The sequence below is a fragment of the Alcaligenes sp. LTN-3 genome (genome assembly GCF_059735605.1).
Genome location: NZ_JCAPDN010000002.1, coordinates 636616 through 661924 on the forward strand (window position 1 = coordinate 636616; position 25309 = coordinate 661924).

Annotated in this window: 20 protein-coding genes and 1 tRNA gene; 13 read left to right on the forward strand and 8 right to left on the reverse strand. The window is 56.2% G+C overall.

The genetic code is table 11. The features are described from left to right. Positions 1–195: 195 nt before the first annotated feature. The 3 genes from mgtE to AC6I6N_RS11285 form a co-directional block, all read right to left on the reverse strand. The gene (mgtE, locus tag AC6I6N_RS11275; protein ID WP_094195762.1) at positions 196–1677 is read right to left on the reverse strand and encodes a magnesium transporter; all 1482 of its coding nucleotides are present in this window, start codon (positions 1675–1677) and stop codon (positions 196–198) included. A gap of 21 nt (positions 1678–1698) precedes the next feature. Then, positions 1699–2043, reverse strand: coding sequence for an acyl-CoA thioesterase (locus tag AC6I6N_RS11280; RefSeq protein ID WP_003803527.1), 345 nt, complete (start codon positions 2041–2043; stop codon positions 1699–1701). Positions 2044–2229: 186 nt separating this feature from the next. Next, a complete protein-coding gene (locus AC6I6N_RS11285) occupies positions 2230–3429 on the reverse strand; it encodes a M20 aminoacylase family protein (protein WP_094195763.1) in 1200 nt (399 codons plus the stop codon). Between the two features lie 80 nt (positions 3430–3509). Here AC6I6N_RS11285 and AC6I6N_RS11290 point away from each other — a divergent pair, with 80 nt between their 5' ends. Beyond that, a complete protein-coding gene (locus tag AC6I6N_RS11290; RefSeq protein WP_497943515.1) occupies positions 3510–5207 on the forward strand; it encodes an AMP-binding protein in 1698 nt (565 codons plus the stop codon). A gap of 159 nt (positions 5208–5366) precedes the next feature. Here the strand turns inward: AC6I6N_RS11290 and AC6I6N_RS11295 are convergent, their stop codons facing one another. Next, positions 5367–6230, reverse strand: a complete 864-nt coding sequence (locus AC6I6N_RS11295) for an inositol monophosphatase family protein (protein WP_094195765.1) — start codon at positions 6228–6230, stop codon at positions 5367–5369. A gap of 131 nt (positions 6231–6361) precedes the next feature. On the opposite strand from AC6I6N_RS11295, the gene mnmC reads away from it, so the two are divergent. From mnmC to glnQ, 9 genes are all read left to right on the forward strand, one after another. Continuing rightward, positions 6362–8227, forward strand: a complete 1866-nt coding sequence (mnmC, locus tag AC6I6N_RS11300) for a bifunctional tRNA (5-methylaminomethyl-2-thiouridine)(34)-methyltransferase MnmC2/FAD-dependent 5-carboxymethylaminomethyl-2-thiouridine(34) oxidoreductase MnmC1 (RefSeq protein ID WP_321267884.1) — start codon at positions 6362–6364, stop codon at positions 8225–8227. A gap of 151 nt (positions 8228–8378) precedes the next feature. After that, entirely contained in the window at positions 8379–10547 is a 2169-nt protein-coding gene (locus AC6I6N_RS11305) for a glycoside hydrolase family 31 protein (protein WP_094198266.1), read from the forward strand. 264 nt (positions 10548–10811) lie between these two features. Next, positions 10812–10887: transfer RNA gene (locus AC6I6N_RS11310), tRNA-Lys, on the forward strand. Positions 10888–11133: 246 nt separating this feature from the next. Then, entirely contained in the window at positions 11134–12144 is a 1011-nt protein-coding gene (locus AC6I6N_RS11315; protein ID WP_094195767.1) for a methionine ABC transporter ATP-binding protein, read from the forward strand. Next, complete coding sequence (locus AC6I6N_RS11320) at positions 12141–12800, forward strand: methionine ABC transporter permease (RefSeq protein WP_022983463.1); 660 nt, start codon at positions 12141–12143, stop codon at positions 12798–12800. The genes AC6I6N_RS11315 and AC6I6N_RS11320 overlap by 4 nt, the downstream gene beginning before the upstream one ends. Positions 12801–12850: 50 nt before the next feature. After that, entirely contained in the window at positions 12851–13642 is a 792-nt protein-coding gene (locus tag AC6I6N_RS11325; RefSeq protein WP_094195768.1) for a MetQ/NlpA family ABC transporter substrate-binding protein, read from the forward strand. 227 nt (positions 13643–13869) lie between these two features. Next, complete coding sequence (gene glnH / locus AC6I6N_RS11330; RefSeq protein WP_395013717.1) at positions 13870–14601, forward strand: glutamine ABC transporter substrate-binding protein GlnH; 732 nt, start codon at positions 13870–13872, stop codon at positions 14599–14601. 112 nt (positions 14602–14713) lie between these two features. Beyond that, complete coding sequence (locus tag AC6I6N_RS11335; protein WP_395013623.1) at positions 14714–15553, forward strand: ABC transporter permease subunit; 840 nt, start codon at positions 14714–14716, stop codon at positions 15551–15553. Next, entirely contained in the window at positions 15550–16278 is a 729-nt protein-coding gene (glnQ, locus tag AC6I6N_RS11340; protein ID WP_094195771.1) for a glutamine ABC transporter ATP-binding protein GlnQ, read from the forward strand. Before AC6I6N_RS11335 ends, glnQ begins: the two co-directional genes overlap by 4 nt. A gap of 118 nt (positions 16279–16396) precedes the next feature. Here the strand turns inward: glnQ and AC6I6N_RS11345 are convergent, their stop codons facing one another. From AC6I6N_RS11345 to AC6I6N_RS11355, 3 genes are all read right to left on the reverse strand, one after another. After that, positions 16397–17104 (reverse strand): hypothetical protein, encoded by a 708-nt coding sequence (locus AC6I6N_RS11345; RefSeq protein ID WP_094195772.1) that lies wholly within the window; start codon positions 17102–17104, stop codon positions 16397–16399. 164 nt (positions 17105–17268) lie between these two features. Beyond that, positions 17269–17979 carry an N-acetylmuramate alpha-1-phosphate uridylyltransferase MurU gene (gene murU / locus AC6I6N_RS11350; protein ID WP_125277028.1) on the reverse strand — a complete coding sequence of 237 codons (711 nt, stop codon included), beginning with the start codon at positions 17977–17979 and terminating at the stop codon, positions 17269–17271. Continuing rightward, a complete protein-coding gene (locus tag AC6I6N_RS11355; protein ID WP_108728024.1) occupies positions 17979–19025 on the reverse strand; it encodes an aminoglycoside phosphotransferase family protein in 1047 nt (348 codons plus the stop codon). Before AC6I6N_RS11355 ends, murU begins: the two co-directional genes overlap by 1 nt. Before the next feature lie 169 nt (positions 19026–19194). Between AC6I6N_RS11355 and AC6I6N_RS11360 the strand changes: the two genes are divergently transcribed. Genes AC6I6N_RS11360 through rsmA form a run of 3 tightly spaced genes read left to right on the forward strand, consistent with a single transcriptional unit; the run spans position 19195 to position 23757 of the window. Further along, on the forward strand, positions 19195–21522 hold the full coding sequence (locus AC6I6N_RS11360; RefSeq protein ID WP_230019186.1) for an LPS-assembly protein LptD: 2328 nt from the start codon (positions 19195–19197) through the stop codon (positions 21520–21522). Continuing rightward, positions 21515–22966, forward strand: coding sequence for a peptidylprolyl isomerase (locus AC6I6N_RS11365; protein WP_108728023.1), 1452 nt, complete (start codon positions 21515–21517; stop codon positions 22964–22966). Before AC6I6N_RS11360 ends, AC6I6N_RS11365 begins: the two co-directional genes overlap by 8 nt. 8 nt (positions 22967–22974) lie before the next feature. Next, complete coding sequence (rsmA, locus tag AC6I6N_RS11370) at positions 22975–23757, forward strand: 16S rRNA (adenine(1518)-N(6)/adenine(1519)-N(6))-dimethyltransferase RsmA (RefSeq protein ID WP_094195776.1); 783 nt, start codon at positions 22975–22977, stop codon at positions 23755–23757. Between the two features lie 177 nt (positions 23758–23934). Here the strand turns inward: rsmA and AC6I6N_RS11375 are convergent, their stop codons facing one another. Beyond that, positions 23935–25164 carry a nucleoside recognition domain-containing protein gene (locus AC6I6N_RS11375; RefSeq protein ID WP_094195777.1) on the reverse strand — a complete coding sequence of 410 codons (1230 nt, stop codon included), beginning with the start codon at positions 25162–25164 and terminating at the stop codon, positions 23935–23937. Positions 25165–25309: the final 145 nt, after the last annotated feature.

The window sequence follows — 25309 nt, forward strand, 5'->3', positions numbered from 1 at the left end:
GAGCCAAGGAGCCAAGGAGCCAACGCCGCGATACGTGGGTGTTCCGGCGGTCCGGCGTTCCGGCGTTCCGGCGTCCCGGTGTTCGGATTTCCGAGTTTCCTGGTGTTAAAAGATTAAAAGACGTGATCGAAGCCCTTTGAGGCAGATAAAAAAACCGGCCAGAAGCCGGTTTTTCTAATCATGCCTGCTGGCCACCTACAGCAAAAACACCGTCGCCAGTCCCAGGAACAGCAAAAACCCCAGCGAGTCTGTTGCAAAGGTCAGCAGTACCGAGGAACCTACGGCCGGGTCATTGCCAAAGCGGTCGCGCAGGATCGGGATTAGCACACCCAGTGCGGCCCCAATCAGCATATTGCCGATCATGGCGGCCATCATCACCGCAGCAATGGCAATGGAGCCGGAGATAAACCAGGCAAAGAAAGCGGTTACTGCACTGCCACAGACCCCGACCAGAAAGGTCACCAGCAGCTCGCGCTTGATCAGTGGGATGACGTTGGAACCGGTGACACGGCCAGTAGCAATGGCACGAATAATCATGGTCATGGTCTGGTTGCCGGAGTTGCCGCCAATACCGGCCACAATCGACATCAGGAACGCCAGGATCACAATGTGGCTGACGGTGTCCTCAAAGCGCGAGGCAATGAAAGAGGCTGTGGCCGCCGTACAGAGGTTGATCAGTAGCCAGGGGGCCCGGTTGCGGATAGCGGTGCGGATGGGGGCGAAAATGTCATCCTCTTGCAGACCGGCGCGAGACAGAGCCTGCTCTTCCGAGTCCTCTTGCAGCACGTCCACGACCTCGTCAATGGTGACTCGGCCAATCAGGCGGCCAATATCGTCCACCACCGGGGCGGACACCAAGTCATAGCGCTCAAATGCCCCGGCGGCATCCGAGTCCGAGTCCAATGGATTCAGAGTCAGGTAGTCGGTGGACATGGCCGAGGACACCAGAGTTTCGGGTTCGCTGACCAGCAGACGTGTCAGCGACAGGGTGCCCTGCAGTTTATCGGCACGGTCTACCACGAAGATCTGGTCAGTGTGGTCTGGCAGTTCCTGCAGGCGACGCAGGTAACGCAAGACCACTTCCAGGGTCACGTCCTCGCGCACGCGCACCATGTCAAAGTCCATGATGGCACCCACCGTATCTTCGGGGTAGCCCATGGCTTCGATCAGTTGCGCACGTTCTTCGTCCGTCAGGCCGCGCTGCACGGCGGCCACCACATCGGGCGGCAGGTCGGGCACCAGATCGGCGATTTCGTCGGCATCCATATTGCCGGCGGCGGCGATCAGGTCTGCCGCATCCATGGAGCGAATCAGCGACTCACGGGCCCAGTCCGCCACTTCCAGCAGCACGTCAGCATCGTGTTCGGCATCCACCAGTTGCCAAATGGCCTGGCGTTCCAGCTCGGGCAAGGACTCCAGAATGAAAGCAATGTCGGCCGGATGCAGATCGTTCAGGATGGCCTTGATCTCGCTTTCATGCTGGCGATGAATCAGGCCTTCAAGCAGGTTGGAACGGTCGTCGTCCTCGAACTGGCGTTGAGCCAGTGACTCGACCACCTCTTGGCGTTTGAGGATGTTTTTCAGGCGGTAAAGTGCCTGCTGCGCGTCCTCAGGCTCCAGGCGGCGTGGCTTGGGAGTGTCACTGGGCGAAGTAGGGTGTACCAGGTTTTCCTGCATAGGCCTGCCTGTCACAAATGCTTAGAGAGGGGGCAGCGGGCGGCTGCGGCGCTCGTCATCGGTGGCCACATACGTCAGCGTGGCTTCCGTTACCTTGACCGTTTCCAGTTGCAGGCGTTTGCGTTCTGCATACACTTCCACCGACACCGTAATGGAGGTGCGGCCAGTTTTGATGATTTCTGTGTAGAAGCTGAGCAAGTCACCCACAAACACGGGCTGTTTGAAGGTGAAGGCATTGACGGAAATCGTGGCAACCCGGCCTTGGGCACGTCGTGTTGCAGGAATTGCTCCGGCAATGTCCACCTGAGACATGATCCAGCCACCGAATACATCGCCGTGAATATTGGCGTCGGTGGGCATGGGCATGACGCGCAGGGTGGGGGCTCCGTCCGGGAGCGAAGAGATGTTGCTTGAAGTAGTCACAAATACTCCCGTATAGGAGGAAAGGGTGGTGGGACCGATGCCCGTAGCGCGCGGGCGCACGCCGTCAACAATAGAACTTGCCATTGTAACGGCAAGCTTTAACCCCGCTATGAAACATTTGTTAAAGCATCAATGATGTTGTGCCAGCCAGTCCAGGGCCAGCTTGGCCCAGTAGCTGGCACCAATGGGGATCAGGGCGTCGTTGAAATCGTAGCTGCCGTTGTGCAGCATGCACGGACCCATGCCGTGACCAGGGCTGCGATGATCGCCATCGCCATTGCCTAACCAGACATAGCAGCCTGGGACTTCCTGCAACATGAAGGAGAAGTCTTCGGCACCCATGGAAGGGCGGATGTCCTGACGCAGCTTGTCGGGGCCGGCCAGTTCCCGGATGACTTGCGCGCAAAAGGCTGCTTGTTCGGGATCATTGATGGTGGGAGGGTAGCGGCGGTCAAAGTCGAATTCGGCCTTGCAGCCTTGGGCCGCACAGCTTTGTTCGCACAGTTCGCGCATACGGGTCTCGACCAGATCCAGGGCTTCGGTGGAAAAGGTGCGTACCGTGCCGCGCATGACGGCCTCGTTGGGAATGACGTTGTCGGCAGAGCCTGCGTGAATCTGGGTAATGCTCAACACGACAGGCTCTAGCGGATCCACATTGCGGCTGACGATGGTTTGCAGGCTTTGCGCCAGTTGCACCGCTGCCATGATAGGGTCCACGCCCAGATGGGGCATGCCACCATGGGCTCCTTTGCCTTCAATGCGAATTTCAAAGGTATTGCTGGAGGCCATCATGGCGCCAGGTAAAACGCCGAAGGTGCCGGCAGGCATACCGGGCCAGTTGTGCAGGCCAAACACCGCTTGCATGGGGAAAAGCGTGAACAGGCCGTCCTTGATCATCTCGCGTGCGCCACCAAAGCCCTCTTCGGCAGGCTGAAAAATCAGATAAATAGTGCCAGCAAAATCGCGGTGTTCGGACAGGTAGCGAGCTGCGCCCAGCAGCATGGCGGTATGTCCATCGTGTCCACAGGCGTGCATCTTGCCGTCGTGGCGGCTTTTGTGTTCAAACTCGTTCAGCTCCTGCATGGGCAGGGCGTCCATATCGGCACGCAGCCCCACCGATGGGCCCTGGCCGCCGGTGCCCTTCAAGATACCAACAACACCTGTGCCACCCAGTCCGCGATGCACCGGAATGTCCCATTTCTCCAGCCAGGACGCGACCTGATCGGCCGTCCGGGTTTCCTCGAAAGCCAGTTCGGGGTAGGTGTGGAGATCACGCCGGATGGCCGCAATTTCATGGGACCAGGCGGAAATGGGATCAAACAGCTTCATGATGCGGGCTTGTCCTTGGGCTTGAACAATAAAGTAGAGTAGAGTTAACCATAAATAAACACGTATTAGGTGACAAGCCCTTGGATACTCAGCAAAAACCTTGGCTCGAGCATTATCCGGCCTCCGTGCCCCATGACATTCAGCTAGGCACCGAGCAGACCTTGATCGATTGTCTGGATGCCGCCATGAAAAAGCATAAGGACAGGACTGCGCTGACCTTTATGGGGCATGACATTTCCTACGAGCATCTGGACCGCAGCGCAGATGCGTTTGCCGCCTGGTTGCAAGCCCAGGGCCTGGAGCGTGGCAGCCGTGTCATGCTGATGTTGCCCAATGGGCTGCCTTTCCTTATTTGCTTGCTGGGCACGATGCGAGCGGGCATGGTGGGCGTCAATACCAACCCCCAATACACCGAACGTGAGCTTGAGTTTCAACTGGCCGATAGTCAGGCCCAGGTTATTGTGATTCTGGAGAATTTTGCGCATGTGCTCCAGCAGGTTCCGGCGAATGTGAAGCCCGCCCATGTGGTGGTGAGCACCGTGGGCGACCTGATGGGACTTAAGGGCAGTGTGGTGAATTTTGCCGTGCGTTATTTGAAACGTATGGTGCCGTCTTATTCTTTGCCCGGTTCGCAGCGTCTGGAAGCAGTGCTGGAGCGGGGCAGCAAATTGAGCCTGAGCCGTCAGCCCGCCAAACCGGATGATTTGGCGCTGCTGCAATACACGGGTGGTACAACGGGCCGCCCTAAAGGCGCCATGCTGAGCCAACGCAATCTGATGGCCAACGTTTTACAGGTGGAGGCCGTGGGCTTTCCCGCTTTAGGTGACTTCAAGGGCCCTGCCTACACCATGATGGTGGCCTTGCCGCTGTATCACATCTTCGCGCTGACCGTTTGTGGCTTGTTCGCCATGTATGCGGGTATGCATATGGTGCTGGTGATGAATCCACGTGATCTGAATTCGGTATACAAGGCCTGGAAACGCAATCCGCCCGAAGTTGTCCCCGCCGTCAATACCTTGTTCAATGCGCTGGCGAATCACGAAAAATTCCGTACTTTGCCGTTTGCACAACTCAAGCTGTGCCTGGCCGGTGGTGCCGCTTTGCAAAAGGCCGTGGCCGAGCGCTGGCTGGCCGTGACAGGCTGCCCCTTGATAGAAGGCTACGGCCTGTCGGAAACTTCGCCTGTGGTGGCGGTCAATGCGACGGACTCGCGCGAGTACAGCGGTACGATTGGCTTTCCCTTGCCGTCTACTGATGTGCTCTTGCTCGATGAGCAAGGCCAGCCAGTGGCGATGGGTGAGCAGGGCGAGCTGGCCGTCAAAGGGCCCCAGGTAATGTCGGCTTACTGGAATCAGCCCGAGGAAACCGCCAATGTCTTTACGCCTAATGGTTTCCTGAAAACGGGTGATATTGGTGTCATGGATCAGCAGGGACGAATTCGCCTGGTGGATCGCAAGAAAGACATGATTCTGGTGTCGGGCTTTAACGTTTATCCGAACGAAATTGAGGACGTGGTTGCGGCTCATCCCGATGTGCTGGAAGTGGCGGCGGTCGGAGTGCCCAGCGAGCATAGCGGTGAAAGCATCAAGCTGTTTGTGGTCAAACGTAATTCATCACTGACTGAAGCCGATATCAAGCAATGGTGCAAAGAGCGCCTGACGGCGTACAAGCGTCCCCGTATCATTGAGTTCCGTGATGAACTGCCCAAGAGCAATGTGGGCAAGATCTTGCGCCGTGTCCTGCGGGACGAGCAGGCCAAGCCTGAAGCGCAGGCTTGATTTGGCGGCTTGGAGCAGGGGGCGATTATTCAGCAAATCGTCAAACCTGGCCTGCAACCTGATCTGCATGAAAAAAGCGAGCCGTCTTAAATGGCTCGCTTTTTTATTGGGTGATGAAGATCGGAGCAGGAAGTGTGGCAACCGGCCCCGAATAAGGCGTTAAGGTTTGGGTTTGGTCGGACGCTGTGTCAGCGACGGGCGCACCATGCCCAGCAATTCATCGGCAATGTGGGCATTGCCTGCGTAGACGTGGCCACTGACGGGCCAGGGCTCTTCCTGATACAGGTCCTGGCACACGCCCTTGGCTTCACGCACCAGCAAAGTACCCGCAGCAACGTCCCAGGGGGCCAAGCCCATTTCCCAGTATCCGTCGTAACGGCCGCAAGCGACCCAGGCCAGATCCAGCGCGGCGGCACCCATGCGACGTACCCCACGGCTGCCGGTAATGGCGGCGTTCAGGCTGGGCATGTACTGGTCGGAAAAAGAAAAGTCGCGAAATGGAAAGCCGGTGGCCAATACCGAATCCGCCAGTTTTTTCGATGAGGATGTTTGAATACGGCTGCCATTTAACCAGGCGCCCACCCCGTACATGGCTGTAAACAGCTCTTCGCGATTGGGGTCGTAGACCACGGCAATGACTGGGGTGTCCTGGGCTAGAACGCCGTTGTCCATTTGGGTCCCAGCAGGCGCAATCAGGGCGACCGAAACGGCATAGTGCGGGATGCCGTGCAAGAAATTGGTGGTGCCATCGAGCGGGTCGATATACCAGGTGGGGCGGCCTGTATTCACACCGCCGCTTTCTTCGGCCACGATATCAATGTCTGGAGTGCGTTCCATCAACACACTGATGCAGGCCTGTTCGGCTTCGTGATCGGCTTGTGACACCAGATCGTTGTGCATTTTGTTGCTGATCACCAGAGAGCTACGGTCCGACGCATAGGCTTGTAAAATAGCGGCGGCGGCATGGGCTGCAGTAACAGCAGCGTCCAGGCAGGCGCTGAGCGGTAAACGTGACAATGGCATGGCAATCCGGTTTTAAAAAGAAGAGTCTGAAAGAAAGACCTTTGATTGTACGTGTTTGTTGGTGTCAGTTTGATTAAGGCCAGTTTAAGGGGTTAGAGCGTGTGTGAGTGTTGTGATGGGCAGGAAAATTAATGGCTGCCTTTGCGTTTGAGCCTTTGGTCCCGGCCAATTTGGAATTCAATGAGCACGACGTGCCTGTCAGTGCTCTGTATCAGGATAGCTATCACCCGGCAGATGGCCCCTTGGGCCAAGCCCGGCGGGTTTTTCTGCAAGGCAATGGGTTGCCCGAGCGTTGGCGGGGGCGATCTCAATTCACGATTTGTGAAACCGGCTTTGGACTGGGAGCCAGCTTTCTGGCGACCTGGCAGGCTTGGCGTCAGGATCCGCAACGCAGCCAGAGGCTGCATTTCGTCTCGGTAGAGGCTCACCCCTTTCGCCAGGCCGATTTGGCGACGCTGTATGCTCGCTTGCCCGAGCAGTTGCAGGCCCAAGCCCAGGAGTTGCTGGCAGCCTGGCCCATACTGGTGCCGGGTATACACAGGCTGGAGCTGGATGAGGGGCGGGTCACGCTGACCCTGGCCTTTGGGCAAGCTGAAACCATGATGCGCGAGCTGCAATGCCATGCCGACGCGTTTTACCTGGATGGTTTTGCTCCCCGTGGCAATCCTGCCATGTGGTCGCGTTCGGTTCTGGGGCAACTGGTGCGTCTGGCTGCGCCAGGGGCGACAGCGGCTTCCTGGTGCTGTGCAGGGCAGGTGCGACGTGATCTGGCCTCGGTAGGGTTTGAAGTGGAAAAAGTCCCCGGTGCCGGGGGCAAGTGGTGCACTATTCGCGCTCGCTTGCGTCCCCATCTGGGACGACGCGGCAGCTTGCCGCCGCAACAGGGGCGGGTGGTAGTGATCGGTGCTGGTTTGGCGGGGGCGGCGTGTGCCTGGGAACTGGCGCGTAAAGGTGTGCCTGTTCTGGTTTGTGATCCGGCCTTGAGCCGGGGCCTGGATGCCACGCATCAAGGTCACCGTCTGGCTGCCATCTCTCCGGTATTCGCTCTGGATGATGCTCCCTTGGCCCGGTTGAGCCGCAATGCTGTGCTGCATGCCTGGCAAGGCTGGAAAGGCTTGCCAGAGGCGGCACGCCCGCGCCGAGTAGGGACGCTGGTATTTGGTCAGGCGGGCAATAGCGATGCGGATATTCAGCAGGCGTTGGCGCGTTTGGCTTTGGATCAGGACTGGGTGCAATGGCTGGATCGCGAGCAGGGCTCGGCCTTGGCCGGAGTGCCTTTGCAAGGCGGTGGCCTGTATTTCCCGCAAGGCATGGTGGTGGATCCCAGTGCACTGGTCGCCTGTCTGCTGGATCACCCTTTGATTCAATGCCTTCCAGAGCATGTGTTCTTGCAAGCCGGCCAGGGGCCGAATGCGTGGGATGTCTGCAATCAGCGGGGACAATGCCTGGAAAGCAGCAATCGTGTCGTGATAGCGGCAGCGGCCCAAAGCCTGAGCCTGTTGCCAGACGAGCTGCTGGCGGCGCATCCCATGCCTCGCTTGGCAGCCATGCAGCGTCTGGCCGGGCAGGTGACGTATTTATCTGTTGAGCAGGCGTTGACGCAAGGTGGAGTGACTTTAAGTGGCCAGGGCTATATCCTGCCTGTTGACCCGCAGGGGCAAGTCATCGGTAGCACCTACGAGCGTTTTGGTGAATCTGCCCAGGTCAGCCACCAGGGACATCAGCAAAATATCGAAAAAGTTTCTGCCATGCTGGCCAATCCTGCTGTGAGGGGGGAGATACCCGAACAGGGTTGGGCCGGTTGGCGTTGTGCCTTAAGTGACCATTTGCCCGTGATGGGTTTTGTGCCGGGCCAGCCCGGTTTGTTTATGGCTGCGGCTTACGGCTCACGTGGTTTGAGCTGGAGCCTGCTGGCAGCCAGTTTGTTTGCCGCTTATTGTCTGGAGGAACCTATTCCTTTGGAGCGGCGTTTGGAGCAAGCTTTAATACCTCGCTAAGGCCCGTTTTTCGAATTATTTCGGCGAAATTTGAAGCAACATTTTCCTTTGTAGCGCAAATACGTCAAAATAGTGGCCTTGTTAAGTAATCTTGAGCGTGACCCTGCGATCAGCATCGTGCCGTTCGCTCCACTCTGACGACGTGACACAATTGTTTAATCATCTGAGTTTGTTGACGACGAAACCGGCCTTGGCCGATTTCGCTTTTGTCGAAACCGATTTTGCGCTGCGCATCGAAGCTCATGCGCCGGGTGTTTTTCGTTTCCGCTGTATGCCGCTTGCCCGGCTCGATAACGAAAAGCTCAGTACCCGTGCCAAAGCTTTGGGCGATATGCTGCTGGCCCGCCATGAGGCGGTCAGCGAATTTCAACTGGAAACAGCCGATTCCGGCTGGCGGATTGAGCAGGGCGAAGTCGCCTTGCATATTCAGTCCAATCCCTGGCGCTTCGAGGTCCGGCGCGGCGATCAACTGCTCTTGAGCAGTGCGGCGCAACCGCTGACACTGGTGCAAGAGCCCAGCCGCTGTTGGCAGCTGGATCTGGCCCTGGCCGAGGAAGATGCCTTGTATGGTCTGGGCGAAACCTTGGGCGAGCTGGACCGCCGCGAGGAAATGATCGATACCGATCGTCCGGATGATCGCAGCCTGCCTTTGCTCTGGAGCACGCAAGGCTGGGGGCTGTACATCAATACCTTCGAGCGGGTGGAACACGATCTGGGCCAGCAGGATTTGGATGCGTACCGCGCTCGCGTACACGCTGCCGAACTGGATTTTTTCCTGTTCCTGGGCGATCCCAGCGAAATCATCAACCAGTACTCCGCATTGACGGGCCGTGCGGGTCAACCCGGTGTCACGCCTATGGGCTTGTGGCTGGATGGCGCTCAAGCGCAAGACGTAACGTCCTTGCGTGAGTTGGCCAATCAGTGCCGCGAGCAGGGTATTGCACTGGATGTGGCCGTCTTGCCGCCTCCTGAGCCGTACGATTTCCAGCAGGACAAACCGACGCTGGAGTGGGACGCCGCCCGCATGGCTGATCCCCGCGAGGCGTTCTCTGCCTTGCATAATGATCAGTTGCAACTGGCTGCCTGGACGCGTCCCTGCGTACAGGCGGGCACCAGCTTGTTTGAGGAGTGGGAAGATCGCGGCTGGTTGCTCATCAATGATGATGACGGCTGCGCCTATGTATTCCCGGGCGACGCGCTTAGCGGTGGCCGCGATTACGGCTTGCTGGACCTGACTCACAAAGACGTATTTCGCATGTGGACCGAGCGTCAGCGTCAGATGGTCGACGATGGCCTGGGGGCCGTGCTGTGCAATGCCCGCTTTGACATTCCTGATGCCGTTACCAGCCGGGGAGGCGAGTCTGGCGCTTTGTTGCGTGCGATTTATCCTGTGCTGGCACGTCAAGCCTTGTTCGACGCGGTTGCTGGTCACAAGACGCCGCAAGAAGGGGTGGTCGCCAGCCGCGACCTGAGTCCATCTTGTCAGCGCTTTGCCTGGCAATTGGGTCCTCAGGTCGAAAATACCTGGGCGGGTCTGACGGAATCCTTGAAGTCAGCCCTGGCCACCGGCAATAGTGGCGTGCCTATCCAGATTCATGGTTGGGGCAATGCGGCAGCATCGACCAGCGAAATGACGCCAGAGTTGTACCTGCGGTGGCTGGCCATGTCGGTTTTCTCGGCGAATTTCAGCCTGCAAGGTATTCCTGCTTTGCGGCCTGATGCGTTTGACGAAGAAACGCAGGCTCAGGTTGCCCATTGGTTGGAGTGGCGTTTTCGTCTGGTGCCTTATGTATTGGGCATTATTGAGGACGCTGTGCGTACCGGCTTGCCTGTACAGCGCTCTATGGCTCAAAGCTTCCCGGCAGATGCTCAGGCGCGTTTGTGGGACACCCAGTATTTATTGGGCCCTGCCTTGCTGGTGGCTCCTGTCTTGCAGCCGGGGCAGGATGTTGAGGTCTATCTGCCTGAAGGCGATGCCTGGTGGGATCTGAGTACCGGTTGGCGCTACGAGGGTGGCACGACCGTGAAAATGACAGTGGGTCTGGATCGTTTGCCGGTCTTTGGTCGCGAAGGACATATGCTGTGTCTGGGACCGGTGGTCAAGCACACCTCTGAATTTAACTCGGCCCGCTTGCTTGATGAGGTCTGGATGTTTGGCATGCCCGAGCACAGCCCGGTTGTGATGCGCAACAAGATCCGCGTCATGCAGATGCAAGGCTCCAGCTACATCAAAGGTCTGGAGGGATTGAAGATCCTGCCGTCCGAAGGGCTGGAGGTCAAACGCCGTGGTGCCGAGGTTCGTATTTCTCGTGCCCGTTAAGTCTTAGACGAACCTGATTGTCTTTGAATGCCTTCCGGCAGTGGGGTTAGCCCCCGTGTCGGGAGGCATTTTCTATTTTCAGCACAAAACTCTGTTGAATAGAAGTTCAAATTTTGTTTCTGAAACAGAGAAAAGTGTTGAGACTGGGGCGTTGAAAGCCGCTGTTTTCATCTTTTTTGAAGAAAAATGCTTTTTTTCTGATTATTTTGCATTTAGTGCTTGACGAGCCCTTGGAATCGGGTCATAATTTCATCTTTCAGTAGGGGGTCGTTAGCTCAGTTGGTAGAGCAGCGGACTTTTAATCCGTTGGTCGCGCGTTCGAGTCGCGCACGACCCACCACTACACTGAAACGTAGAAACAAGGCCGCGCTTAGCGGCCTTTTTCTTTGGGCGCTTGCCTTGCACAGCCAAGGTCACGTCCGCGCATTGGCCGGTCGGAAATCTTGCTATACAGTGCAGCCCTCAGTATGGTTTCAATATTTCCAAGGGTTATATCTATCTGGTCATTGTCAAATTTGCTTTATGGTAAATTTCGCTTACAGCTCAGGCTTTTATAACTCGACTGACTAACTAGGCTGAGTTCATTTTGATTCGTCTTGAACACATCTCAAAAACCTATTCTTTGGCAGGCAGGACCGTTCATGCTTTGAACGACGTTTCCTTGCAGATTCACCAAGGAGAGGTCTTCGGTATTATTGGTCGCTCGGGTGCTGGGAAAAGTACGCTGATCCGCATGCTCAATCTGCTTGAGCAACCCAGTTCAGGCCAGGTCTGGGTACAGGATCAGGACATCACACGTTTTTCGGGCGCGCAGTTGCGCGCTTTCCGACAAGGCGTGGGCATGGTGTTCCAGCATTTTAATTTGCTGCACTCCCGCACGGTTCTGGATAATGTCTGCTTTCCTCTGCGCTTGGCAGGGGTAGGTCGTGTTCAACGCCACGCTCGTGCTCTGGAAGTGTTGGAGCTAGTTGGCTTGAAGGATCATGCCAACAAGTATCCCCGTCAGTTATCGGGCGGACAGCAGCAGCGTGTCGGTATTGCGCGTGCCCTGGCTAATCGACCGCAGCTTTTGCTCTGTGATGAAGCCACCTCGGCGCTGGATCCAGAAACTACCCAGTCCATCTTGCGCTTGCTGCGCGAGATCAATCAGGAACTGGGGCTGACGATTGTCTTGATTACCCACGGTATGGATGTCATTCGCTCCGTCTGTGACCGGGTGGCGGTGATTGACGCCGGCAAGATTGTAGAGTGTGGCGAAGTGCTGGATGTGTTTCTGCATCCGCATCATCCCACCACGCAGTCCCTGCTCAGCGAAAGCGGCGTGAACGCTGACGACTGGCATGCATTGGCAGAGGGTGTGCCCGGTAGTGTCATGCGCCTGAGTGTGCGTGGTGTGGCCACGACCGAGCCTTTGATTAGCCGCATTACCAGCCAACTGGGGCTGAATGTGAGCATATTGCAGGGGGCCATTGGTCGCATCAAAACCGAGCCTTACGGCCAACTGGTTGTGGCCGTACAAGGGGATGCGCAGGCTAAGGCAGGGCTGGATGCCTTGCTGACTGAATTGAATGTCCAATTTGAGGTATTGCGGCCATGAACTTTAGCAACTTGGATTGGGCGCTGATTGGTGAGGCCACGATTGATACCTTGTTGATGACAGGTATTTCGCTGGGCTTTACCGCAATTATTGGTTTGCCATTAGGCGTGCTGCTGTTTCTGACCAGCCGCAAGCAGATGTTGGACAATGCCTGGATCTACCAGAGCTTGTCCCTGATCGTGAACATTTTGCGTTCCGTGCCGTTCCTGATTCTCTTGATCGTCATTATTCCCTTGACGCGCATTTTGGCCGGTACGTCTTTGGGAGTGCAGGGCGCGATTCCGCCTTTGGTCTTGAGTGCGGCGCCGTTTTTTGCCCGCTTGGTAGAAAATGTTTTGCGTGAACTGGATCCTGGTGTGAATGAGGCCTGCCGTGCCATGGGAGCCAACTCTCGTCAGACGGTTTTACTGGCTTTATTGCCCGAAGCGACGACCGGCATTGTGGCAGCCCTGATTGTGACTGCGATTGCACTGGTGGGCTATTCAGCCATGTCCGGGGTGATTGGCGGTGGTGGTCTGGGTGACCTGGCCCTGCGCTTTGGTTATCAACGATATCAAACGGATGTCATGGTGGTTACCGTGACTATTCTGGTGGTGCTGGTGCAACTCCTGCAGGTGTTTGGAGACGCCATGGTGGCTCGTTTGAGCCGAAAATAAGTTCTGGCAGCTATCGTGATAGTCTTGCCTTTCTGAAACTGGAGTCGCTCATGTCTTTGAAGAAATTTGTTCCCGTTCTGGCCTTGTCCGTGTCGGCTCTGCTGGCCAGTGTGGCCCAAGCCGCCGAGACCTTGTCGGTTGCTGCTACCCCTGTGCCACACGCCGAGCTGCTGGAGTTTGTCAAGCCTGCTTTGGCCAAGGAAGGCGTGAACCTGGATATCAAGGTGTTCACCGATTACGTGCAGCCCAACCAGCAAGTGGCTGACGGCCATATCGATGCCAACTTCTTCCAGCATAAGCCTTACCTGGATACCTTCAACAAAGAACACAAAACCGATCTGGTGTCGGTGGCCGTGGTTCACGTTGAGCCCTTTGGTGCTTACTCCACCAAGATCAAGAGCCTGGACGAGCTGAAAGAAGGCGCACTGGTGGCGATCCCTAACGATCCGTCCAATGGCGCTCGTGCTTTGCTGTTGCTGCAAAAAGCAGGTGTTCTGACCCTGAAGGATCCTTCCAATATTCTGGCGACCTCGCGTGATGTGGACCAGAACCCCAAGAAGCTGAAGTTCAAGGAACTGGAAGCTGCTACCTTGCCGCGCGTACTGGCTGATGTGGATATCGCTCTGATCAACACCAACTACGCGCTGGAAGCGGGTCTGAACCCCACCAAGGATGCTTTGGCTATTGAAGGTGCAGACTCTCCTTACGCCAATTTGATCGCGGTGGCTGCCAAGTCCAAGGACGACCCACGTGTAGCCAAGCTGATCCAGGCTTTGCATAGCGAAGATGTGAAGAAATTCATTGCAGACAAATACAAGGGGGCTATTGTTCCTGCGTTCTGAATGTGAGTTTTGATACGGCTCATTGTCTGAAAAACCTCGGGATTTCCCGAGGTTTTTCTTTTTTTAAAACTATTAAATACGAAGAGTTGGGCTGCTTCGGGTAGCATAGATCAACGCTGGGCCAGGTCATGAGCCTGTACCAGACTTGGGTAAACATCGAACTGGCTGATTGTGGGTCAGTCCCTACAGAGGAGTAACGGATGTTCAATAAGAAAATGAAAACCCTGATGGCCGGCTTGGCCCTGGCTTTGGCTTTGCCCGCTGGGCAGGCCTTGGCGCAACAAGGCAAAGAGCTGGTGGTCGCAACCGATACGGCGTTTGTGCCTTTTGAGTTCAAGCAGAACGGTAAGTACACAGGCTTTGATATCGACTTGTGGGATGCGGTCGCAAAAAAAGCTAATCTGAATTACCGCTTCCAGCCCATGGATTTCAACGGCATTATTCCAGGTTTGCAAACGCGCAATCTGGATGCCGCGCTGGCCGGGATCACCATCCGTGATGACCGCAAGCAAGTGATTGATTTCTCCGATCCTTACTACGAAAGCGGTCTGGCTATTTTGGTCAACACCGATAACTCCGCCATCAAGACCGCCGCCGACCTGGAAGGCAAGACGGTGGCTGTGAAGATCGGTACGGCCACTGTGGACTTCATGCAGCGTTCGGTGCCGACTGCCAAGCTCAAGCTGTTTCCCAATATCGACAACGCCTTCCTGGAGCTGGCAACGGGCCGTGTGGATGCCGTGGTGCACGATACCCCCAATGTGCAGTATTACGCCCAGACCGGCGGCAAGGACCGTGTGAAGGTCACTGGCGCCGTGAAAAGTGGTGACTTCTACGGTATTGGCTTTCCCAAGAACAGCGAACTGGTTCCGGTTGTGAACCAGGCTCTGAAAGACATTCGTGCTGACGGCACTTACGACAAAATCTACCAAAAATGGTTTGGCAAGCAGCCTGATTAAACAGCGCGGAGCCAAGCGCATGCCAGGCGGTGATCGCGTGTCGTAACGGGATCACCGCTTTTATTTTTTGACGCTCTGTTGCGAGCGTTTATTCAAAGACAAAGGTAGCACTGTGACTTTTGAATGGGACGCTATCTGGGGGGCTTTACCCAGCCTTCTGGAAGGTACAAAAATGACGCTGCTCATTACCCTGTCGGGTTTGATGGGTGGCGCTGTATTGGGTTTTCTGACCGGGGTGATTACCACCTATGTTCGGGTGCCGGTCACTTGGCGCCGGGCAGCATGGTTCATCCTGGGGCTGTTTGTGCTCGGTTTTGTGATCAAGGGCCTGTCCTGGCTGACAGGTAATTGGTTGAGCTTTGTGCCGGCCTGGATCTGGAGTTCGCTGCAGGCATTGATGGCCCTGTTCTTGCTGGCTTTTTTCAGGCGCTATCTGCTGCTGGTTCTGTCCTTTCTGTGCCAGGTCTATGTGCTGCTTATCCGCGGCACGCCGATTGTCGTGCAGGTAATGTTTATCTACTTTGCGCTGCCCCTGCTGGCCAACATCCGCATTGATGGACTGACTGCCGCCATTTTTACCTTGATGATCAATTCCGGAGCCTATATTTCCGAGATCGTACGTGGTGCCTTGCAATCGGTGCCCAAGGGGCTGAAAGAGGCAGGCGAGGCGATGGGCTTGCCGTTTTACAAGATTTTGCGGCACATCATTGGGCCCGTGGCATTTCGCCGCATGATTCCGGCCATGGGTAACCAGTGCATTATCAGCCTGAAGGATTCATCGCTCTTTATTGTGATCGGTGTGGCCGAACTGACTCGCCAGGGTCAGGAGATTATTGCGAATAACTTTCGTTCGGTGGAGATTTGGGGGGCGGTTGCCGTGATCTATCTGATCCTGACTGGCCTGATTGCCCTGACTCTGAAGTTGATTGAACACCGTATGAGGATTGTATGAGTATTGTCGAGTTCAAGCAGGTAACCAAGCGCTTTGGAGACAATATCGTGCTCGACGATATCAGTCTGACGATTGATAAGGGCGAAGTGGTTGTGGTGGTCGGCCCCTCGGGTTCGGGGAAGTCGACTTTTTTACGGTGCATCAACAAGCTGGAAGACATTCAGGCGGGCGACATTGTGGTCAATGGCTTGAGCGTGAATGGTACGCCAGCCCAAGTGCGGGAGCTGCGCCGGGAAGCTGGCATGGTGTTTCAGCAGTTCAATCTGTTTCCGCAGATGAGTGCGTTGGAAAATGTCATGTTCGGGCCAGTGCATACGCGGGGCATGGATCGCGCCCAGGCGCGTAAGGAAGCGATGGAGCTGTTAGCCAAGGTGGGCTTGGCCGAGCGCGTCAATCATTACCCGAATGAGTTGTCCGGTGGTCAGCAGCAGCGAGTGGCTATCGCCCGTGCATTGGCGATCAAGCCTAAGTTGATGCTGTTTGATGAGCCAACCTCTGCGCTGGACCCGGAGCTGCGCCAGGAGGTGCTCAAGGTCATGCAATTGCTGGCAGAGGAAGGCATGACTATGGTGGTGGTAACCCACGAGATGGATTTTGCGCGTCGTGTGGGCAGCCGTCTGATTTTTATTGATCAGGGCCGGGTAGCGCATGATGGGCCGCCTGCCGAGCTGCTCAGTGATCCTCCTAGCCAACGCCTTAAAGACTTTTTGCAGCATGTAGCTTAAAGCGTCTGTCGGGATCGTTGGGCATAAAAAAGCCCTTCAGGGTTTTGGCGATGGAGCCAAGGACCTGAAGGGCTTTTTTGTCATTGCCTGCCTGTACGTGACAGACAGGCAAGGGTTGTTATTTCGATGGAGTGACGTAGATGGTACGTGTGGCCACGACGCGGTTCGAGCCATCTGGTTTGATGCGTATCGTGACCTGGCGCGGCGTAAAGCCGGCGGGCAGCTCGGCGGAGCCATTGATGTAGGCATAACGGCCTACGCTGACGGTCTGGCCAGGCAGGTCCACATTGCCAGAGCGGCCATTGCTGTAACGACCCGCTGCAACCAGTTCCATCGTGCCGCTAAATTCGGTTTCTTTGCCCTTGTCTTGCATCAGCAGCACAAAGTGATTCAGTTGGCCTTCCTTGATGGTGAATTCGGCAGCGCGGATGCCGGGCGAGGTCCCGCGCGGGTCTGGCGGCATGGCATCGGCAAACAGGGCAATGTCTTTTTCCAGTTTGGTGACCATGGCTTGCAGGTCGCTGGTCTGTTTGCCAAGTTTGTCCTCGTTTTGGCTGACGTCTTCCAGCTCCCGGCTGGTCTGGTTCAACTGAGCTTGCAAACGTTGCTTCTCGGCGTTGGCACTGTTCAGATCATAGTGCAACTGTTCGGACTGCTCTACGGTCAGGCGCGTGGGGCCATAACTTTGTTGCAAGAACAGCAGACCGCCCGCACCCAGGGCAATGCCTGTCAACAGCAGGACAAACCAGCGTGGAATACGGCGTTTTCGACGGCTGGAGCCGTAGGCGGTGGGCTTGAATACGGTGCGTTTGGAGGAACCAAGCATGAGAACAGACGTTCCTGTCAGACAAGGGACTTGAGACAAATCAAGTCCTGATTACAAAACCCATTAGCATAGACGTCATTGGGGCTAAGGAGGCGGGACTGGTTGGCTTTGTTGCCCTTTGTTGTGCTTGGAAACGTCTGCCAACCAGACTGCGAATGATCAGTTTACTGTGAGGGTGCTAACGATTCCAAGTGTTGGTTTAGCTGGTTTAATCGTTCGGGGGTGCCCACATCCATCCAGAAACCTGGATGCAGGCTGCCTAGTACTTGATGGCGATCAATGGCGGCGTGTAACAAAGGAGCTGCTTTGGCTGGCTGATCTTTAGGCAGGTGCGCAAAGAGTTCGGGCTTGTAGACTCCTATGCCGCTCAAGGTGGCGCTACGGGCTCCCGCACAGGCTTTGGCGCATAGATGCAATTGTCCTTCCTGCATGCCAAAGTCGCCTTCGGGGTGGTGGGGTGGGTTGGGGGTCAGGATCAACCAGGCCTGCTCCGGGCCTGCTTGCAGGCGCTCGGCCATGGCAAAGGCCTGTGCCGGATCCCAATCACACCAGATATCGCCATTCATTAACAAGAAAGGCTGGTCTTGGAAAAAATCCAGTGCCCTGGCAATGCCACCGGCCGTTTCCAGGGCGGTTTCTTCTGGTGAGTAACTCAGGCGCAGCCCCCATTGGCTGCCGTCCCCCAGGGTAGATTCAATCTGCTCGCCCAACCAGGCGTGGTTGATGATGACGTCACGAAAGCCCGCTTTGGCCAGCGCACGCAAATGCCAGACGATCAGTGGCTGGCCGCCGGCCGGAATCAGAGGTTTGGGGCAGGTGTCGGTTAAGGGACGCATGCGCTCGCCTCGACCCGCCGCCAGAATCATGGCGCGCATCAGACCGTCATGCCTAAAACAGTTTGGCGGCCTTCCAGACGGTTCAAGAGGCGCAGCAAACCGTTGAAGCTTTCGTAGCGGCTGGCCACTTGGTGTACATACCCGAGCAGGCGGGGCATGTGATCAAGGTAATGGTGTTTGCCGTCACGCAGAGAAAGGCGGGCAAAGACACCCAGAATACGCAGATTGCGTTGCAGGCCCATCCATTCGTATTGCTGGTGGAAGACGGCGAAGTCGGCGGGGACATCCAGACCGGCCTCCATGGCGGCTTGCCAATAGCGAATTGCCCAGTCCAGTTGCTGCTCCTCCGTCCAGGTAACGCGCGCGTCCATGACTAAAGAGGCAATGTCATAAGTGATGGGGCCGGCCAAGGCATCCTGATAGTCAATGACGCCTGGCTCTGTCTGTCCGGGCAGGGGCATCATCAAATTAGGGCTGTGGAAATCCCGGTGCACGAGTACAGTAGCGCTTTGCACATTGCCCTGAACCAGTTCGGCAAAGGTCTTGCGCAACATGGCCTGATCTTTTTCATTCAGCTCAAACTGGCGGTGCTTCTGTATGTACCATTCGGGGAATACTTGCAGCTCTTCTAGCAGGCGCTGTTCGTTGTACTCAGGCAAGCCCGTGGTGTCCGCTTGTTGCAATTTAACCAGGGTCAACAGCGTACTGCGGTACAGTTTGTCCAGCTCGCTTTGTGGCAAGGGGTTTTTCAGGGCGGTCTGGAAATTGTCCTGGCCCAGGTCGCTCAATAGCAAGAAACCTTGCTCGGTATCAGCCGCCAGGATCTCGGGCACATGAATACCAGTAGGTGCCAGCAGTTCGGTAACGTGTATAAAGGGTTTGCAGTCTTCAGTGGCGGGGGGGGCATCCATCAAAACGACGCTGCGGTCCTGGGCCTGAAGGCGAAAGTAACGGCGAAAGCTGGCGTCGCTGGAGGCCATTTGCAGGCTGTCGATATCCAGCCCAAAGCGGGATTTCAGGGTGTTCAGCCAAGAGATTGCTTGCTGCAAACGAGGGTCGGTAGCGGCAGAAATAGAAGCAGACATAAATAAAGGAAGCAGAAGATCGTAACGGATTAGTGTTTAGCAGTGCCGCTAAACGGCAGGCTTAACTATAATACCGGGTCGCCAGGGTTTTTCATCTGGTGCGAACAAATGGCAGGACACAACTGGAGGCGCAGTCTTAGTGCGAGTTGCGGCGTGGTATATCGTGTTGATGATGACAGGCATGGGGGTCGCCCAGGCTGAGTCGTCCGTGCGTCCGTCTTTAAAGACGTCCCCCGGTTTGCAAGTGCGCAAACTCCAGGAAGAGGACATGGCTGTCTATTTAATAGGCGATCAGATGAAAACGCTACAGGACGGTACGTTGCGTCTGGAAGGCGGTGCTCAGGTTCGGCGCATTGACTCTGTGGTCAAAGGTGATCGGATCGACTATCAGGAAAAAACCGGCCAGGTGCAAGTCCGTGGCAATGGCTTGATCATGCGTGACGGCGCTTTGGTGCGCAGCCAGGAATTTGATTACAACCTGGATGCCGATACCGGGCGCATGTCATCGCCGGAGTTCTGGTTGGGTGCAACGGGTGGCAGGGGAACGGCGACGCAGGCTGACATTCTCAGCTCTAATCATATGCGTTTGTCTGACGTGAATTATTCGGGTTGCCCATGTCCTGAGCCGTCCTGGTATATCCAGTCGTCCAAAGTAGACCTGTATTCCAAGGAAAATGAAGGGGTGGCGCGTAATGGCGTCCTGTATTTCAAGGGTGTCCCCCTGTTGTACTCCCCCTACTTGACCTTCCCGTTGCGTAAAGAGCGCAAGTCGGGTTTTCTGTTGCCTACTTACGGCATGACTACGCGCGGTGGTTTGGACCTGAGCGTGCCGTATTATTTGAATCTGGCGCCGAATTACGATGCTACCCTGACGCCGCGCCTCATGAGCAAGCGCGGTGTCATGCTGGGCGGTGAATTCCGTTACCTGGGTGACAGCTTCTCCGGAGAGCTGACGGGTAACTACCTGCCTGATGACAACGAGCTGGGCTACAAACGTTGGCTGTTCATGGGGCAGTATCGCCAGAGCCTGCCCGCCAGCTTTTATCTGAATGCCGATATTCGCCGGGTGTCGGATGACGATTACTTTCGTGACTTCAGCAGTTTTGGCCTGAATGATTCGACTATTCAGGATCTGGCCAGCACAGTGACGCTGGGGTGGGGCGGTTCCAAATATTTCCGCTCCCACGTCAGTGCGACACGTTATCAGACCTTACAGGACTCCAGTACCGGTTACCGCCAACCACAATACGACAAATTGCCTGAATGGTATTTGGGAGCATCCCGTTATAACTGGGGTGGCTTTGATGTGGTCAGCGATAACTACGCAACCCGTTTCCGCTTGCCGTTTTACAGCGGTAACCTGAGCGAGTTCGACAATATGCGCAGCACCCGTCTGGCTCCAGATGGTACGCGTTTTTCGTCCTATACGACGGTGGCTTACCCTGTCGTTCGCCCAGGCTGGTATATCACGCCGAAAGCGGGCTTGCACATGAGTCAATACCAGACGGACTGGTATGTGGGTGACCCCAATATGGCCAGGTTCGCAGACCGCTCCCGTACGCAAAGTCGCGTGCTGCCCATTCTGTCTCTGGATTCGGGCATGACTTTCGAGCGCGACACCACCTTGTTTGGCAATGACTCCATCCAGACCCTAGAGCCGCGTGTGTACTATTTATATGTGCCTTATCGCGACCAGTCTACGCTGCCCTTGTACGACACCAGTCTGGCCAGTTTCAACTTTGCCCAGGCCTTTAGCGAAAACATCTTCTCGGGTGGTTGGGACCGTATTTCCAATGCGAACCAGGTGACGGTGGGTTTGACTTCCCGTTGGTTGGATGCCGACACCGGCTACGAGCGTCTGGTTCTGCAGGCTGCTCAGCGTTTGTATTTTGATAAGCAAACTGTCACCTTGGGCGATGAAAAGGCGCGTACCAGCACCCGTTCGGACTACCTGGTCGGTGCCAGTGCCGCCTTGACCAATACGTTCTCGGTCAATTTCGATGCACAATTTAACCCTGACGAAAAACGCCGCAACCGCCTGGCTTCCGGTATTCGTTGGCGTCCCAAACGTCTGGCCACACTGGGTGTGAACTATCGTTATGAACGTGACCCGCGTCAGGTTGTGGATCCTTTTTTTACGCCTACCGAGGAAGATCATCGTGGCAAGGAATACGTCTCCATGACGGGCCAATGGCCCTTGAGCAACAAGCTGTATGCGGTGGGGCGTTACGATTACTCCATTCAGGAAAGCCGTGGTACACAGACGGTGTTGGGCTTGGAGTACAAAGGTGATTGCTGCTGGGCGGCGCGAGTGGTTCTGCAACGCTATGCGGTTTCGGCCAGGGAAACCAATAAAGCCATGTTCTTCCAGCTGGAGCTGTCCGGTTTGGGCGGCATTGGCAACGACCCTATCAAAATGTTGCGTGATCGCGTGATCGGCTATGAACCCATCTCGGACCCCGTACAGGAAAAAATGATTCATGAGAGGTATGAATAATATGCGTTTCAGCTTGAAAAACCGCAGCCTGTCATTGGCTTTGATGGCCGTCATGGGGCTGGGTACGGCTCACATGGCTCAGGCGCAATCCAAGCCCGCTGCAAACAAGGCAGCACCGGCTGCCGCCTCCCAGTTTGTGGACGGCATTGCTGCCGTGGTCAATGACGAGGTTATTACCTTGCGTCAAGTTGATCTGGAAGCGGCTCAAGTGCTGGAACAGCTCAAACGCCAAAAAATTCCGACTCCTGAGCAAGACGTTTTGCGTAAACAGGTTTTACAACGTCTGATCAACGAGCGTCTGGAGCAGCAGGAAGCGCGTGCCATGGGCATTTCTGTCGGCCCTCAGCAGGTGGATGAAGGCATACGCATGATTTCCTCGCGCAACAATATGACTGAAGCCCAGTTGCGTGCCGAGATTGAAAAAAATGGCATTACTTGGGAACAGTATCGTGCCAATCTGAAGCAGGAAATTCTGCTGGATCAGTTGCGTATGCGTGCGGTCGACAGCAGCATCAATATTACGGATGCCGATATCGATATTTATCTGCGCTCTCAAGGTGGTGCGGGTTTGGGTAATTTGGGGCAGTCCGCTGCACAAAGCCAGAATGCGCCCGTTGCCCTGGCGCAGATTCTTGTGCGGGTGCCTGAAGGCGCCAACGCGAGTGAAGAAGCCCGTTTGCGTACCAAAGCTGAAGGTCTGTTGGCCCAAGCTCGTTCGGGGGCAGACTTTGCGGGTTTGGCTGCGTCCAACTCGGACGGTCAGGAAGCCCTGAATGGCGGTGTGATGGGAAGCCGTTCACTGTCCGACTGGCCTGATTTGTTCGCACAAGCTGTTCATAACCTGGCTCCCGGCCAGGTTTCCAACCTGATCCGCAGTGGTCAAGGTTTTCACATTCTGAAGGTGCTGGAGCGTGGCGGCGCTGCGCCAAGCAATACCTCGCCTGTGGCCAGTGCGACATCGGCCCAATCGGGTCCCATGATGGTGACTCAGACGCATGCTCGCCACATTCTGGTCAAGCTCTCCAAGGTCATGACCTCCGAGCAGGCCCGTCAACGTATTGAGCAATTGCAAGTGCGTTTACGCAACGGTGAGTCCTTCCAGGATCTGGCCAAGCGTTACTCGGAAGACAGCAGTGCGCCACAAGGTGGTGATTTGGGTTGGCTCTCGCCCGGTGAGACAGTACCTCCGTTCGAGCAAGCCATGGACAAGTTGCAACCTGGCAACGATACCGCCGTGGTCGAGTCCCAGTTTGGCTGGCACTTGATCCAGGTTATCGAGCGCCGTACCCGCAATATGGAAAACGAGTACAAGCGTATGCAGGCTCGTCAGGCCCTGTTCCAGCAGCGCGCCGAGCCTGCTTTTGAGGACTGGCTGAACAGCTTGCGTGGCCGTGCTTACATTGATAACCGTTTGGACCCCGAGTCCAGCACCCGCCGTCGCTAAGGACAGGTATGGCCCAGCATCAGGCGCGCAAGCGCTTTGGACAGAACTTTCTGGAAGATGAGGCCATCATCGACCAGATCATCCGTGCGATTGGCCCTCGGCCTGTCGATAATATGGTGGAAATTGGTCCGGGCCTGTCGGCCCTGACCCGACCATTGACGCAGGCGCTGGAGCGCTTGCGCGTGGTCGAGATTGACCGCGATCTGGCGGCTCGCCTGCGTCATCATTATTCGCCCAACAAGCTGGAAATCATTGAGGCTGATGCCCTGAGCGTGGATTTCGGTGCCTTGGGCCCGAATCTGCGTATTGTGGGCAACCTGCCTTACAACATTTCCAGTCCTTTGCTGTTTCATTTGCTGGACTATGCCGATGCCGTGCTGGACCAGCATTTCATGCTGCAACGGGAAGTGATCGACCGCATGGTCGCCAAACCCGGCTCCTCGGATTACAGCCGATTGTCGGTGATGTTGCAGGCACGCTATCGCATGACCAAGCTATTTGAAGTGCCGCCCGAGGCTTTCAACCCACCGCCGCGAGTGGTGTCCGCCGTGGTGCGCATGGTGCCTTTGCCCGCTGACCGTGCCCAGGCCCGCGATGCAAAGGTGTTCAGCCAGGTTGTGGCCCGCGCGTTCGCGCAAAAGCGCAAGATGTTGCGCGGTGGTCTGGGTGACTGGACACCCCATATTGATTGGGAGGCCTTGGAAATTGCGCCGACCAGTCGTCCTGCTGATTTGTCCTTGGAAAAGTACATTGCGCTGGCCGATCACCTGATGGATAAGGGCGTTCTATAAGCCGCCAGATGCACAACACTCCCTAATGAATGACACCCCAAAAATTGGACCTTGATCCTGTTTTGGGGTGTTTTTCATGGTGGGCCCTGTTAAGGCCACACCTTACTGCGATAATCAATCCTTCTTGGCTGAGTCTGCTGGGGCGATGCTTCTGACTCTCACGCTGAGCCTTGGCTCCTAGCCGAAGAACCAATAACAAACGGCGATGGCGGCCAGTACGCCGGCCAGATCGGCAATCAAGGCGCAGGAAACGGCGTGGCGAGCACGTTGTATGCCTACCGCACCAAAATACACGGCCAGCACATAGAACGTGGTTTCGGTACTGCCTTGCACCGTTGCGCCCAGTAGTGCGGGGAAGCTGTCTACACCGTGATGCTGCATGGTTTCGATCAGCAAGGCACGAGCGGCACCGGCCGAGAAGGGTTTGACCAAGGCGGTAGGCAGGGCATCAATAAAGCGTGTATCCAGCCCGATCAGGTTGACCAGCCAGCGGATCATGTCCAGCACGATATCCAGGGCGCCAGAGCTACGCAGCACGCCTACTGCACACAACATGGCAACCAGATAAGGCAGTAGGTCCTTGGCGACGCCAAAGCCCTCTTTGGCGCCTTCTACAAAGGTTTCATAGAGCGGCACCTTGCGGCGCCATCCGATAAGCAGAAACAGCCAGATAATGGACAGCAGGGTCAGGTTACCCAGCAAGGAAGAAAGCGATTGGATAGCCGCAGCGCTAAGTGTGGCTAGCAAGGCCATGAAAGAGCCCAGGATCAGCGCAAATACCCCAAACCACAACATCAGCACCGGATCAAACAGACGCAGGCGCTGCACCAGGGCCACGCTAAGCAATCCGGCCAGCGAGGAGGCGGTGGTGGCCAGCAGAATGGGCAGAAACACCATCGTGGGGTCCGGTGCGCCTTGTTGAGCCCGGTACATGAAAATGCTGATGGGGATCAGCGTCAGTGACGAGGCATTCAGCACCAGAAACAGGATCTGAGCGTTGGTGGCGGTGTCCGGATGCGGGTTCAGTGTTTGCAGCGACTTCATGGCCCGCAAACCTATGGGCGTGGCGGCATTGTCCAGGCCCAGGCCATTGGCGGCGAAGTTCAGGGTGATCAAGCCCAAAGCGGGGTGACCTGCAGGCACGCCAGGCATCAGGCGGCTGAACAGTGGTCCCAGCCAGCGAGCCAAGGTGTCGATCAGCCCGGCTTTCTCGGCAATCTTCAAGAAACCCAACCACAGGGTGAGCGTGCCAAAAAGCAGCAGCATCAGTTGCACGGACAGGGCAGCCATATCGAACAAGCTGCGCACCATCTGCGCGAAAATTTCGCTATTGCCCCCGACCAGCCACTGGTAAAAACCGCTGACGGCGGCGATCAGGAAGAAAAGCAGCCAAAGAGTATTGAGCATAGTGTTGGCAGTAAACAGGGCAGGGACAAGCCAAGCTAGATTGTCGCAGAATCCAGGCGGGTTTTAGCGGCTACGCTATGTAAGGGTGTTGGCACAAATAGTCGCAAAATAGGATTCGAGTCGCTTGGCTCTGATTTTGAACTTG